Origin of the sequence: Metabacillus litoralis, from assembly GCF_020524045.1 — a bacterium.
Taxonomy (GTDB): Bacteria; Bacillota; Bacilli; order Bacillales; family Bacillaceae; genus Metabacillus; species Metabacillus litoralis_C.
Genome location: NZ_JAIVKL010000033.1, coordinates 1 through 12,811, shown reverse-complemented (window position 1 = coordinate 12,811; position 12,811 = coordinate 1). Strand labels below are relative to the sequence as shown.

Genomic DNA, 12,811 nt, shown 5'->3' with positions numbered 1-12,811 from the left:
TTGCATGTATTAGGCACGCCGCCAGCGTTCGTCCTGAGCCAGGATCAAACTCTCCAATAAAGTAGTGTTTGACTTGCTCATAGTTTGTTTCGTTTTTGTACTATTATATAGTACGTTTTTGTTAATCGAAATTAACGTTGGCACGCTTGGTTTTGTTTAGTTTTCAAAGATCATTAATTGTCGTTTCGTCTAGAAGCGACTTTCTTAATATAACATTTCTTTTTCACATCGTCAACTTCTTTTTAAAAAAACTTTTTGAAGAAGTTTAGTACATGATAAGAAAAGCAAAGCCGCTGTTTTCTGTTTCAGTAACAGCGACGTTTAATAATATATCATCCACAAAAACTAAAGTCAATACTTTTCCTGAACAAAATAAGCACGATGATAAATTCCTTTACCTTTTGTTTCGATTCTTTCTATTGATACATAGTTCTTCTCCACTAGATACTCTAATAAGACACTTAGATCAACAGCATAATATTTTAATTCAGGATGATGAAGTAGTTCATTATAATGCCAATATTCTTTTTCAGACATTATCGTTAAGATATGTGCTGCTCCTACCTCTGTTTTAGAATGTATTAGGAAATCACTAGCTAGAAATAATAATTCTAATCTCTTCTCAATTGTTTCATCACTTATAACCAATTCATTATATAACTTATAAACCTGTGGCTCGATTTGCTTCACTTGGTTCCATAACGTTACTTCAGGATAATAACCTCTATCAATTACTTCTAGTCGAGCAAGATGATGTAGTGCATGAACAATATAGTTATAAGCATCCAGCAGCTGATTAGATTCAAAAAACACTTTACCTTCTAAATATCTACGAATTAGTTTTGAATACTCAATACCAATCTTTAATTTCCTCTCTGTGAAAGGAAATGTTCTTAGCCTATCAATTAGTTTAACGATATATTCATTACGATCAAAAAGAACCTTCCCATTTAAAACCCAATCCACAATTCTTCTATTTGTACCTAGAAGAATTACTTCATTCAATTCATCTTCTGTCATAACCGTTAACGACGCCTTCTTACTTTCATATTCATAATGTTTCACAAAGAGTGATTGCTCTACTTCCTTAACGATGACAAGAAGTGCTATATCTAAGTTATCTGTTAAAGGAGATGTTTGATTTGTTTTTTCTATCATAATAATAGCTAATGTATCTGCATGACTTGCTTTTTCTTGATAAATAGGACGGAGAATATTTTCCATCATTATGCCTCCAATATAATGGGTTTATTAATTCTTCTACATGTAAAAGCAAAAACCCTTTTCAAGATGGTAATTTGAAAGTATTGGAAAAACACAAATTATCACCAATGTCCCTGCTTTATTCATTATAATTAACATCTGATAGTATAAGGAATTGATAAAATTAATACAATCCTTAATTTAATACTTCACATAACAATTTATCTATCATAAAAGCTATGCTATATTTAGAAAAGGAGGTTTGTTATGGCGCGCAAATATAGTAGTAAAATAAATAAAATTAGAACCTTTGCACTTAGTTTAGTCTTTGTAGGTTTTATCATTATGTATCTTGGTATTTTCTTTCGAACTAACATGTGGGTTATGACAATCTTTATGATGCTTGGAATGCTATCGATTGTAGCTAGCACAGTTGTTTATTTTTGGATTGGAATGCTTTCAACAAAAGCAGTTCAAGTAATCTGTCCATCCTGTGAGAAGCCTACTAAAATACTCGGTCGTGTTGACATGTGTATGTATTGTAAAGAACCATTAACACTGGACAAAGATTTAGAAGGTAAGGAATTTGACGAAAATTATAATCGTAAAAGCATAAAATCATAGCATACATTCTTTACTATTCTGTAAAGACCTAGATCTTTATCGAAATAAATAAAAAGAACGGCTTTTCAAATGAAGAGCCGTTCTTTTTATTGCTATAAGACAAAAACAAGCTTCTATATCAACGAAGCTTGTTTTAATGAGTTTCTTTCATCTCACATGTTTTACATGTTCCGTATATTTCCATACGGTGATGACTAACATTAAAACCTGTAACATGTGCAGCTAAAGCCTCTACTTCATCAAGTCCTGGGTAAGAGAAATCAACAATCTTCCCACAGCTTTCACAAATTACGTGATAGTGGTCGGATGTGATAAAATCAAATCGACTTGATGCATCGCCATACGTTAATTCCTTAACAAGTCCAACTTCACGAAATACCCTTAAGTTGTTATAAACTGTAGCAACACTCATATTAGGGAATTTTCCTTCTAATGCTTTGTATATATCATCTGCTGTAGGGTGTGTCATGGAATCGACCAAGAATTCAAGTATAGCATGACGTTGAGGTGTGATTCTAACACCTGTTTCCTTTAAGGCTTCTAACGCATCTTTTAATTGATGTTCAGACATCCGTCATGCACCTCACTTCTATAAAGATTCTTACTTTATAATGTTTATAAATAGTGTACATTGTAACTAAGACTCTTGTCAATTAATCTTTCCGTGCATAATATTAACAATATTATGTCATGACTCTTAATATCTTTGATCAAGATTAATCTTATTATCCATACTTGTGAATTCATTTGCTAGATAATGGTGTAAATTCTTTTGAAAAATCTCCATTGCCCTTGGTAAGTATAGATCTGTAATACCTGATAAATGTGGAGTTACTGTCACATTATCGAGTTCCCAAAATATATGTTGTTTCCCTAAAGGTTCCTCTTCAAATACATCAAGAACAGCATGTTTCAGTTTATTGTTTTTTAGAGCTGTTATTAAATCTTCTTCTACGATAACATCTCCTCTTCCAATATTAATGAACACAGCTTCTTCCTTCATTTTATGAATAAATTCTTTATTTATTAAAGATTTTGTATCATTTGTACTTGGTAGCACAGATATAACGAAATCCGCTTCTGTCAATGGAAGAAGAATTTCTTCCTTTTGAAACGTTTGATCAAAATATTCGATACTTCTACCATCACTGTTCATCCCTAATACCTTCATGCCAAACGCCTTTGAAAGCTTAGCTGTAGCTGTCCCAATAGCACCTGTACCTAATATGTATACTGTTTTTCCATATAGCTCTTCCATTTTTACCCGACGATCCCAGTTATGCTGTTTTTCATTTTCAATTAATACTTTAGCTTGGCGGTAAACTTGAAGCATCATTGATAGACAATATTCAGCCATAGGAATGGCATGAACTCCTTTAGCATTTGTAACAGAAATTTGACGTTGTTTTAGAATATCAAATGGAAGTTTTTCAATACCTGCTGAAGCGACCATTATCCAATTTAGATTTGTGGCAGCACTAATATGATCTTCAAGAAGATCTTCTCCATAAGTTAAAATGATATCAGCTTTCGGTAACAACTGATCTGCTTCATCAATCTTTTGATCATGATAAAATGTGATTGAAGGAAAATCATTTGCAAGCTGCTCTTTGATAGTATGTGACAACTTCACTGTTGATAAAACATTCATGATACTGGTCCCTCTCTTTTTTAAAAAATACCTTTATATAGTAGACGCTTTTTCACACAAAGGAATACTCCGCGTTTTAAGCACGTAGTAAACACTCTTTTTCCATTTAATTAGAATTCTAAGCAATATTTCGCTAAGACATGATACAAAAAAGAGTGCGGAGCTCGTGTTCCGCACTTCCAATCCGGCGCTAACATTTGAGGAGGTAATGCCTTCTCTTTACAATACGCAGAAATTCCCCTTTTGGCTGGACGTATGCCTTGTTGAATGAAAATAGGCTAGGGTATTATGATTTTAGATGATCTTGATTTAATCCTTCTAATTCCGGAAGCACGAACTTACCGTCTTTTCGAATAAGAACATCATCAAAATAGATTTCTCCACCACCATATTCAGGTCGTTGGATAAGGACCATGTCCCAATGGATTGCTGACTTGTTCCCATTATCCGCTTCTTCATAAGCCTCACCTGGTGTAAAGTGAAGACTTCCACATATTTTTTCATCAAACAAAATGTCACCCATTGGTTCTTCAATATACGGATGAAACCCAATTGCAAATTCCCCAATATATCTTCCACCTTCATCAGTATCAAGAATATCATTTAGCTTCTTTGTTTGATCAGAGGTAGCTTCAACAATTTTCCCATTCTCAAATGTCAGCTTTACATCTCTAAATGTTGTACCATGATACGGACATGGTGTATTAAAAGAAATCGTACCGTTAACCGAATCTTTTACAGGCGCAGTAAAGATTTCTCCATCAGGAACATTCGCCTCTCCTGTACAAGGAATAACAGGAATATCTTTAATCGAGAAACGTAAATCTGTTCCTGGACCTGTAAGTCGAACTGAATTTGTTTGTTCCATTAGCTCTTTCAATGGAGCAACTGCTTTAGCCATTTTTTCATAATCTACTGTACACACATCAAATAAATAGTCTTCAAAAGCTCTCGTACTCATCCCAGCTTTTTGCGCCAAACCTTTTGTTGGATAATTTAATAACACCCATTTACGGTTATTAACATAAAACTCAGAAACCGGCTTCATAATTTCTCCACGAATTCGATGCTTCTCCATTGGGATATCAGCCATTTCAGCGTCATTTTCTTCTCCAATGATAATGATGACAGCATCAACATCTTTATACACCTGCATTTGCCATTTTGCTTGTGTTTCAAGCTGTTCGCGTTGATAGTTTTTAGCTAAATGAAGATTAATTTCATCATCAAAAAGATCAACATAAGGAAAAGCACCGATCTCATTTGCTTGGTCAATAAGCTCTGTAATTAATGGCTTTGTATTTAAATGACCACGGATAAGTACCTTCTCACCTTTACTTACTTTCACTGAATGATTTAACAAAATAGATGCAAGCTTTGTTATTCTTTCGTCTCTCATATGTTCACCCTCTACTTACGATTGAATTTCTTTTATGTATTGCAATGCTTCTTCAACATGATCCTTCACTTTAACTTTTCTCCATTCTTTTATTAACTTCCCATTAGGATCAATAATAAAAGTAGAGCGTTCAATTCCCATGTATTCTTTACCAAAGTTCTTTTTCAACTTCCACACATCAAAAGCTTCTGCTAACTTATGTTCATCATCAACTAATAATTGAAACGGCAGATCATGCTTTTCTTTAAATTTCTTATGTTTTTCCTGCGGATCAGGGCTTACTCCGACAATCACTGCATTTAAATTTGCAAAGCTTTCGTGTTGATCGCGAAAATCACACGCTTCTGTTGTACATCCTGGTGTCATGTCCTTTGGATAAAAATAAAGAACAACATATTTCCCTTTATAATCAGCAAGAGTTGTTTGTTCGCCATTGTCAGCTAATAATTCCACACTTGGTGCTGCTTGACCTATTTCTAGTGTCATAATAATCCCTCCAAAATAATTGTACTAAAATAAGCGTAACCAACTTTTGCATTTCGTACAACTATTTACTGCTTATCTATACCAATTACTGTTCTCGCAACAAAGACAGCTGGTAGAATATAGCCAATAAGTGCTTCAGTCACAGCTATTAATCTCCCTAAACCAACAGGTACAATATCTCCATATCCTACTGAAAATAGTGTAACTGCACTAAAGTAGAAGGAGGTTCCAAGTTTATCGAAATAATTTCCTGAAATGGGTTCACCTGCCTCAACAAGCACGTGAAGATCGTTTTGTAAACATATTAAAAAAATCATCCCAAAGCCCACTAACAATGATAAATAAAGATAAGTGATCATAACAACTGTTTCAAAGGATAGGAAATTCTTCTGAAAACAAACAATAATAACACTCTTAAAACTCATAAAAATACAAATCACAATACCTATACAAAATACCAGCTGCATAATCCCCACCCTTTTGAGCTACCACTTTGTACAATATATACAAGCTCCTCTAATGTTATGAAAAAATAAAAAACTGATATTTTAGTACCAGGTTATATAAGTAAGTGATAAAATGTAATTGTAAATAAAAGGAGGTTTCTATTATGCTAGATATTGTTGATATAAAAAAAATCATACAACACCGCTATCCCTTTCTTTTAATAGATAAAATTCTAGATGTTGAAGAGGGTAAAAAAGCAACAGCAATTAAAAATGTAACAGCAAATGAAGAGTTCTTTAAAGGTCATTTTCCTGATTATCCAGTTATGCCAGGAGTTTTAATTGTTGAAGCACTAGCACAAGTAAGTGCTGTTGTCATGTTAACTAAGGAAGAAAATCACGGGAAATTAGGGTTTTTAGCAGGAATTGATCATTGTCGATTTAAAAAACAAGTCCACCCAGGGAACCAGCTTTTACTTGAAGTAGAAATCACACGAGTAAAAGGATCAATTGGTAAAGGCCGAGGAATAGCAAAAGTTGATGATCAAATTGTTTGTGAAACAGAGCTGGTCTTCGCCTTCGGAAACAAATGAAAAATAGGTGAGTGAAAAATATGGAAATAACCCTTATCCGTCATGGTCGATCTCTACATACCGAACAAGCACCAATTACTTGTGAAGAACTTCCTAAATGGGTAGAAAAATATGATGAGGTTAGTATTTTTGAAGAAAAAGAATATCCTAGTGAAGCAATCAAAAAAGCCAAAGAAGCTAACGTTTTACTAACAAGTGACTTAAAGAGAGCAATAGATTCTGCTTCATTTTTATCAAATGAACGTCCAGTAGAATCTTATTCTTTACTACGCGAAGTGGACCTGCCAATACCTTCTGGCAATCTCTTTGGTGTTAAATTATCCCCTAAAACGTGGTTAACACTTTTTAGGCTTCTATGGTTTTGTGGCTATTCAAATAAGAGCGAATCTTTTTCACATGCTAAAAAAAGAGCAAAAGAAGCTGCACACTTTTTAATCAATGAAGCAAGTAAGCATGAATCAGTAACTGTTGTTGGACATGGTTTTTTTAACTTACTCGTTGCAAAGCAATTGAAAAAAGAAGGCTGGATTAGTCAAAATAAACAAAGCTCAAAACATTGGAGTTGTACAACATATAAAAAAAGAGCTTAAGATATACCTAAGCTCTTCCCTCCTAATTCCCTGCACCGCGATATCTTTTCACCCCTGCATTCCATAGAAAAACAGATAAGATAAAAAATCCAACTCCCATAACAGGTGTTAAAAATGAATAAAAATACCACTCTTCTTTTTCAAGAAAAAATGCCGCAGGGTAAACTCCTACAAACGCAAATGGAAGAATCCATGTTAATACAAAGCGAATGGCTGCATTATAAATATCTACTGGATAACGTCCATAGTTACCGATGTTATACATCATTGGCATAAGTGATGTTCTTGCATCAGACCAAAAGCCGATGGTAGCAAGCGAAACAAATATTCCTGCATAAACCAATGCACCACTTATGACAAACACAAAGAACAAAATAAAGTCATACCATTGAAAGTTTAAACCTAATTGAATCGAAGCATATCCCATAATTATGATTCCAGTAACAGCTCCAAATAGTGATTCTAGCTCCATTCTTTCTAATATCACTTGAAAAAGACTATGAATCGGTCTTGTTAAAATTCGATCCATTTCTCCCTTCACAATATATCTCTCATTAAAATCCCAAATATTAAAAAACGCGCCGAATATAGCAAATGGTACTAAGAAAAATCCATATATAAAAATAATTTCATCTCGTGACCAACCACTTAAAAACTGGGTATGACCAAACACAACAAGAATAAACACTAAATTCGTCACTTGAAAGAGCATATCAGATAAAAGCTCAACAACCATATCTGCTCGATATTGAAGACGAGTTTTCATATATTGACCAATATATTGAGTTAGCATAGATAAATAGAACATCAACTCATCCCCCTTGAATAATCATTCGTTTTTTCGCTAATGACCATATCACTTGAACTGGAATGAGTAGCACAACTGCCCAAAATCCTTGTAATAAAATAGCTTGCAGCACTTCATTACCTTGAATTCCTTCAGTAAAAATCATACTAGGAATATAGCTGATCGCTTGAAATGGAAAATAAGCCATCACGTCTTGTGCCCACATTGGATAAAAGCTGATCGGTAGCAGTAGCCCTGAGAATAAATCGATAATAACTCGTTTCGCTCGCATTAACCCATCATTATTAAATAAGAAAAAGGTTACCATTCCTGTTAATAAATTTATTTGTGTATTAATTATAAAACTAAAAACGAGTGAGCTAGCAAAAAATAGCCATGTCATCCCATTTGCCGAAAACTCAATCGGGAATACCAACGCAACGATAACCATCCCTGGTACCGAGAAAAACAACAGACGAAAAATCCCTTCACCAAAAGCTTGCATGGTTTTCATTCCTAAATAATGATATGGCCTAATAAGCTCAACAGCTACTTTCCCTTCTTTAATTTCCAATGCAATTTCACGGTCGATATTATTAAAGTAAAACGCTCTTGCCATCCATGAAACTGCAACATATGTTGTCATTTGAATGGCAGAAAGGCCCTCAATCGACTCTTTCCCACCATAAATAGCTGTCCAGAGAAAATAATAAGCTCCTATATTAATACTATAAATTAAAATTCCACTGTAATAATTTGTCCGATACGCAAGCATCATTAAAAAGCGGATTCGTATCATTTCAATATATTTATCCATTTTTTCACCTCAGCTTGAAAGGGCCTCTCCCTTTTCATATATGTTACGTATCACTTCTTCTGTAGAAATTTCTGTCACACTAAGATCAATAATTTCATGTGCACCAACCACACGACCAATCAGTTCAGACATCGGAGCTTCTTTATCACTAATGAGTGCAGTCCAGACATTTAACTTATCTCCTTTTTGCCATAAAACATCAAGATCTTGTGTTAAAAATGTTAGTTGATCTTCAACAATTTCATTTTGGAACTGAAACTGAACTTGCTTGCCTTCACCCCAGTGTGATCGTAATTCTGCAAGCTGACCATCATAAATAACTCTTCCTTCATCAAGCATAACAACACGCTCACACAATGCTTCAATATCAGATAAATCATGAGTTGTTAATAAAATCGTTGTTTTGTATTTTTCATTCATTTCTTTTAAAAATTGTCGAATTTTTAATTTAACTAAAACATCAAGACCAATTGTTGGTTCATCTAAAAACAATAATGGCGGATTATGAATAAGTGCTGCCGCTAATTCACATCTCATTCGTTGTCCTAGTGATAGCTTTCGTACAGGCTTATCTAAAAGAGGTCCAATATCTAATGTTTCGATAACATGCTCCATATGTTCTTTATAATCTTCATCAGAAACTTTATAAACCTTTTTTAATAAACGAAATGACTCTTGAACCGCAATATCCCACCAAAGCTGTGACCTTTGTCCAAATACAACACCAATAGATTTTACAAATTGCTCACGTTCTTTATGAGGATTCATTCCATTCACAATAACCTGACCAGATGTTGGTGTTAAAATTCCCGTTAGCATTTTAATTGATGTTGATTTACCAGCACCATTTTCACCGATATACCCAACCATTTCTCCTTGCTTCACAGTAAATGAAACATCATTAACTGCCGGAATAACTTTTGATTGTCTATTTAATAAATCACGAAATGCACCCTTAAGTCCTTGACGACTAGAGTATGATCTAAATTCTTTACGCAAATCCTTAACTTCAATGATATTTGTCATTTTTGTCCCTCCAAATTTCACCACAACTTACTAGTTTACCCGAAAACTTCGCAATTCACCAAATTGTATGCTTCGCATTTTTTAAAGAAGCGGCTTTCATGTTAGAATAAGGCATACATAATCACTCAAGTTTTATACACATTAGGAGGAACACATGGAACTTACTAAATCAAATGAGCTACATGAAGAAGCATTAAAACATATCGTTGGTGGTGTGAACTCACCTTCACGTTCGTATAAAGCAGTTGGTGGTGGAGCTCCAGTTGTGATGGAAAGAGCAAATGGAGCATATTTTTGGGATGTTGATGGAAACAAGTATATCGATTATTTAGCAGCATATGGCCCAATCATTACTGGTCATGCTCATCCACATATTACTAAAGCCATAACAACTGCAGCAGAAAATGGCGTGTTATATGGTACACCAACTCCACATGAAATTACGTTTGCCAAAATGCTTAAAGAAGCGATGCCAGCATTAGATAAAGTACGTTTTGTAAACTCCGGCACAGAAGCAGTGATGACTACAATTCGAGTAGCACGCGCATATACTGGTCGCGATAAAATTATCAAATTTGCTGGCTGCTATCATGGTCATTCAGATCTTGTCCTAGTTGCTGCTGGATCTGGTCCTTCAACATTAGGAACTCCTGATTCTGCGGGTGTACCTAAAAGTATTGCACAAGAAGTAATCACAGTTCCCTTCAATGAAATCGAGCCGTTAAAGGAAGCACTCGATAAATGGGGCGATCAAGTTGCAGCGATTTTAGTAGAGCCTATTGTTGGTAACTTCGGAATTGTGGAACCTAAGCCAGGATTTCTAGAGCAAGTGAACGAACTTGTTCATCAAGCAGGAGCACTAGTTATTTATGATGAAGTGATTACAGCATTCCGCTTTATGTACGGAGGAGCACAAGACTACTTAGGTATTTACCCTGACTTAACAGCTTTAGGTAAAATCATCGGTGGCGGACTTCCAATTGGCGCTTATGGTGGCAAAAAAGAAATTATGGAACAAGTCGCACCACTAGGACCTGCCTATCAAGCTGGAACAATGGCCGGTAATCCAGCATCTATCCTCTCAGGTATCGCTTGTTTAGAGGTACTTAAGCAGGAAAATGTTTACGAAAACTTAGACAAGCTCGGCGCAATTCTTGAAGAAGGTATATTAAAACATGCTCGTACATATAATATTCCGATTACAATTAATCGTTTAAAAGGCGCACTCACAATCTATTTCACCAACGAAAAAATTGTCAACTATGAACAAGCTGAAAACACAGATGGTGAAATGTTCGCGAGATTTTTCAAGCTCATGCTTCACCAAGGAATCAACCTGGCTCCTTCAAAATACGAAGCTTGGTTCTTAACCATTTCTCATACAAAAGAAGATATCGAAGAAACATTAAAAGCAGTTGAACTGGCTTTCAGTAAGCTAAAATAACCAATAATAAAGACAAGTACACAGAATGTATCTTGTCTTTATTTATGAAGTTCTTTTCAGAATAATTCTTTAATTCCATAGAAGCAGAGTTTATATATATAGATGTGCTAAAGCTCAATTCTGATCATGGCTAAAAACACCGTTTTATCAAAAAATCCATTTTCAGAATATATACACGTTTTAAGATTCTGTTAAAAAGGGAAATGTATCTTGTATATCTTTATTAATCATTGTATAGTACGTTATTAGCTTCTCTAGCAATACATATTTTAAACAAATATGTTCTTTGACTAATCGGATTCAAGAAAGGAATGTCATTAAACATACATGAAATTAGGTGCCCGTATCCTGAAAACAGGGATAGCCATAACACTAGCTTTATTTTTAGCAGGAATATTACAATTACCTTCTGCAGCATTCGCAGGGATTTCTGCGATATTTGCTATACAACCAACCATTTATCGCTCTTATTTATCAATTATTGAACAAGTTCAAGCAAATGTCATTGGTGCTGCTTTAGCAATTGGTTTTGGATTAATCTTTGGTTCACACCCATTTGTCATCGGATTAACAGCCATCATCGTTATTGCCATTAATATTAAATTAAAAGCTGAAAGTACAATTCCTGTTGCTCTTGTAACAGTAATAGCCATATTAGAAAGTCCTGGTGATAACTTTATTGAAATCGCCTTAATCCGCTTTTTCACTGTACTACTCGGTGTATTAGCTGCTTTTATCGTAAACATGGTTTTTCTTCCACCAAAATACGAAACAAAGCTTTATAACCGAGTTTCTGTAAACACAGAGGAAATCATTAAATGGATTAGAATCAACCTACGCCAAGCATCAGAGCATAATGTGTTAAAAGAAGATATTGAAAAGCTTAAAGAACAAATGATCAAGCTTGACCAACTTTACTTAAATTATAAAGAAGAACGCAATTACTTTAAACGTGAGTCATACGCAAAGTCTCGAAAGCTCGTTCTTTTCAGACAAATGATTGTCACATCAAATCGTTCACTTGATACATTAAAAAAGCTGCACCGACTTGAAAATGATCTTCATCACATGCCAGAGGAATTTCAAAAGGTACTCAAAAATGAACTAGACTATTTACTTTATTTTCATGAAGAATCATTATTACGATTTATCGGCAAAACAAAAACACAGCCATCTCAAGAGCTCACAGAAGAAGGACGTTTTAACAAGATGCAACTAACCAAGGTGTTCATGGAATTCCATCAAAACCATGATCACTCTGACTTTTATCATCTTCTGCCACTTGTTTCAACAATCATCGACTACAGCGAGCAACTAGAACACTTAGATACGCTCATTTGTAGCTTTCAAAATTACCATAAAGAAGACAATGAAATTAAATTATCCGAAGAATAAGGAGGCTAGCGCTTACGCTAGTCTTTTTTTGCTAAGATCTTTAGGAAAATTGAGCATTTCGTGAGTTTAAGGGTGGTTTTGAAGTTGAATTTGGGTTGGTTTTCTTCGAAAAGGTGTAATTGGCTTTAAAACTGGACAGAGACACTACCAAATCTGATTAAGTCCATATAATTGTGTAAAAACAAAGAGTCATTTTATTCCTTCTTGTCAACAATGTTTTCAACGACGATTAACAAAGAGAAGAGGAATAAAAATGACTCAATTACAGTTTAACCTAAATATGGAAGTTTTAAAAGAATCTGTTATGAATTCTAATATTGATGTAGTTGTTAAATCAGCTATAGTTTTAG

The 12,811-nt window shown here is 34.5% G+C and carries 14 protein-coding genes and 1 rRNA gene; 5 read left to right on the top strand and 10 right to left on the bottom strand.

The window, feature by feature from the left end:
• Together LC076_RS23580 and LC076_RS23575 are read right to left on the bottom strand one after the other, a co-directional pair.
• A 16S ribosomal RNA gene (locus LC076_RS23580) occupies positions 1-60 on the bottom strand; the annotation flags it as partial.
• Between the two features lie 291 nt (positions 61-351).
• The gene (locus tag LC076_RS23575) at positions 352-1,224 is read right to left on the bottom strand and encodes a nucleotidyltransferase-like protein (RefSeq protein ID WP_226671558.1); all 873 of its coding nucleotides are present in this window, start codon (positions 1,222-1,224) and stop codon (positions 352-354) included.
• 246 nt (positions 1,225-1,470) lie between these two features.
• On the opposite strand from LC076_RS23575, the gene LC076_RS23570 reads away from it, so the two are divergent.
• On the top strand, positions 1,471-1,827 hold the full coding sequence (locus LC076_RS23570) for a YgzB family protein (protein ID WP_146950477.1): 357 nt from the start codon (positions 1,471-1,473) through the stop codon (positions 1,825-1,827).
• 133 nt (positions 1,828-1,960) lie between these two features.
• Here LC076_RS23570 and perR read toward each other — a convergent pair whose 3' ends face one another.
• From perR to LC076_RS23545, 5 genes are all read right to left on the bottom strand, one after another.
• Positions 1,961-2,398, bottom strand: a complete 438-nt coding sequence (gene perR / locus LC076_RS23565; RefSeq protein WP_226671557.1) for a peroxide-responsive transcriptional repressor PerR — start codon at positions 2,396-2,398, stop codon at positions 1,961-1,963.
• A gap of 126 nt (positions 2,399-2,524) precedes the next feature.
• The gene (locus LC076_RS23560; protein WP_226671556.1) at positions 2,525-3,478 is read right to left on the bottom strand and encodes a D-2-hydroxyacid dehydrogenase; all 954 of its coding nucleotides are present in this window, start codon (positions 3,476-3,478) and stop codon (positions 2,525-2,527) included.
• A 286-nt stretch (positions 3,479-3,764) separates the two neighbouring features.
• Positions 3,765-4,877: an aminopeptidase gene (locus LC076_RS23555; RefSeq protein WP_226671555.1), complete on the bottom strand. Its 1,113-nt coding sequence runs from the start codon at positions 4,875-4,877 to the stop codon at positions 3,765-3,767.
• A 15-nt stretch (positions 4,878-4,892) separates the two neighbouring features.
• Complete coding sequence (gene bcp / locus LC076_RS23550) at positions 4,893-5,363, bottom strand: thioredoxin-dependent thiol peroxidase (protein ID WP_226671554.1); 471 nt, start codon at positions 5,361-5,363, stop codon at positions 4,893-4,895.
• 65 nt (positions 5,364-5,428) lie between these two features.
• Positions 5,429-5,830 carry a potassium channel family protein gene (locus LC076_RS23545; protein WP_226671553.1) on the bottom strand — a complete coding sequence of 134 codons (402 nt, stop codon included), beginning with the start codon at positions 5,828-5,830 and terminating at the stop codon, positions 5,429-5,431.
• 143 nt (positions 5,831-5,973) lie between these two features.
• On the opposite strand from LC076_RS23545, the gene fabZ reads away from it, so the two are divergent.
• The gene (gene fabZ, locus LC076_RS23540) at positions 5,974-6,402 is read left to right on the top strand and encodes a 3-hydroxyacyl-ACP dehydratase FabZ (RefSeq protein WP_226671552.1); all 429 of its coding nucleotides are present in this window, start codon (positions 5,974-5,976) and stop codon (positions 6,400-6,402) included.
• Positions 6,403-6,422: 20 nt separating this feature from the next.
• Entirely contained in the window at positions 6,423-6,992 is a 570-nt protein-coding gene (locus LC076_RS23535) for a histidine phosphatase family protein (protein ID WP_226671551.1), read from the top strand.
• 22 nt (positions 6,993-7,014) lie between these two features.
• Here LC076_RS23535 and LC076_RS23530 read toward each other — a convergent pair whose 3' ends face one another.
• From LC076_RS23530 to LC076_RS23520, 3 genes are read right to left on the bottom strand one after another with little or no spacing between them, the layout of a single operon-like run.
• Positions 7,015-7,800, bottom strand: coding sequence for an ABC transporter permease (locus LC076_RS23530; protein ID WP_226671550.1), 786 nt, complete (start codon positions 7,798-7,800; stop codon positions 7,015-7,017).
• 4 nt (positions 7,801-7,804) lie between these two features.
• On the bottom strand, positions 7,805-8,596 hold the full coding sequence (locus LC076_RS23525; RefSeq protein WP_226671549.1) for an ABC transporter permease: 792 nt from the start codon (positions 8,594-8,596) through the stop codon (positions 7,805-7,807).
• Positions 8,597-8,605: 9 nt separating this feature from the next.
• Positions 8,606-9,622: an ATP-binding cassette domain-containing protein gene (locus LC076_RS23520; protein WP_146950467.1), complete on the bottom strand. Its 1,017-nt coding sequence runs from the start codon at positions 9,620-9,622 to the stop codon at positions 8,606-8,608.
• 154 nt (positions 9,623-9,776) lie between these two features.
• Here LC076_RS23520 and LC076_RS23515 point away from each other — a divergent pair, with 154 nt between their 5' ends.
• A complete protein-coding gene (locus LC076_RS23515) occupies positions 9,777-11,066 on the top strand; it encodes a glutamate-1-semialdehyde 2,1-aminomutase (RefSeq protein ID WP_226671548.1) in 1,290 nt (429 codons plus the stop codon).
• A gap of 327 nt (positions 11,067-11,393) precedes the next feature.
• The gene (locus LC076_RS23510) at positions 11,394-12,461 is read left to right on the top strand and encodes an FUSC family protein (protein ID WP_226671547.1); all 1,068 of its coding nucleotides are present in this window, start codon (positions 11,394-11,396) and stop codon (positions 12,459-12,461) included.
• The last annotated feature ends 350 nt before the right edge of the window (positions 12,462-12,811 follow it).

What these genes read in the sequence shown, in the direction of transcription:
- LC076_RS23575 (WP_226671558.1), bottom strand. Translation starts at nt 1,224, where the DNA reads ATGGAAAATATTCTCCGTCCTATTTATCAAGAAAAAGCAAGTCATGCA.
- LC076_RS23570 (WP_146950477.1), top strand. Translation starts at nt 1,471, where the DNA reads ATGGCGCGCAAATATAGTAGTAAAATAAATAAAATTAGAACCTTTGCA.
- perR (WP_226671557.1), bottom strand. Translation starts at nt 2,398, where the DNA reads ATGTCTGAACATCAATTAAAAGATGCGTTAGAAGCCTTAAAGGAAACA.
- LC076_RS23560 (WP_226671556.1), bottom strand. Translation starts at nt 3,478, where the DNA reads ATGAATGTTTTATCAACAGTGAAGTTGTCACATACTATCAAAGAGCAG.
- LC076_RS23555 (WP_226671555.1), bottom strand. Translation starts at nt 4,877, where the DNA reads ATGAGAGACGAAAGAATAACAAAGCTTGCATCTATTTTGTTAAATCAT.
- bcp (WP_226671554.1), bottom strand. Translation starts at nt 5,363, where the DNA reads ATGACACTAGAAATAGGTCAAGCAGCACCAAGTGTGGAATTATTAGCT.
- LC076_RS23545 (WP_226671553.1), bottom strand. Translation starts at nt 5,830, where the DNA reads ATGCAGCTGGTATTTTGTATAGGTATTGTGATTTGTATTTTTATGAGT.
- fabZ (WP_226671552.1), top strand. Translation starts at nt 5,974, where the DNA reads ATGCTAGATATTGTTGATATAAAAAAAATCATACAACACCGCTATCCC.
- LC076_RS23535 (WP_226671551.1), top strand. Translation starts at nt 6,423, where the DNA reads ATGGAAATAACCCTTATCCGTCATGGTCGATCTCTACATACCGAACAA.
- LC076_RS23530 (WP_226671550.1), bottom strand. Translation starts at nt 7,800, where the DNA reads ATGTTCTATTTATCTATGCTAACTCAATATATTGGTCAATATATGAAA.
- LC076_RS23525 (WP_226671549.1), bottom strand. Translation starts at nt 8,596, where the DNA reads ATGGATAAATATATTGAAATGATACGAATCCGCTTTTTAATGATGCTT.
- LC076_RS23520 (WP_146950467.1), bottom strand. Translation starts at nt 9,622, where the DNA reads ATGACAAATATCATTGAAGTTAAGGATTTGCGTAAAGAATTTAGATCA.
- LC076_RS23515 (WP_226671548.1), top strand. Translation starts at nt 9,777, where the DNA reads ATGGAACTTACTAAATCAAATGAGCTACATGAAGAAGCATTAAAACAT.
- LC076_RS23510 (WP_226671547.1), top strand. Translation starts at nt 11,394, where the DNA reads ATGAAATTAGGTGCCCGTATCCTGAAAACAGGGATAGCCATAACACTA.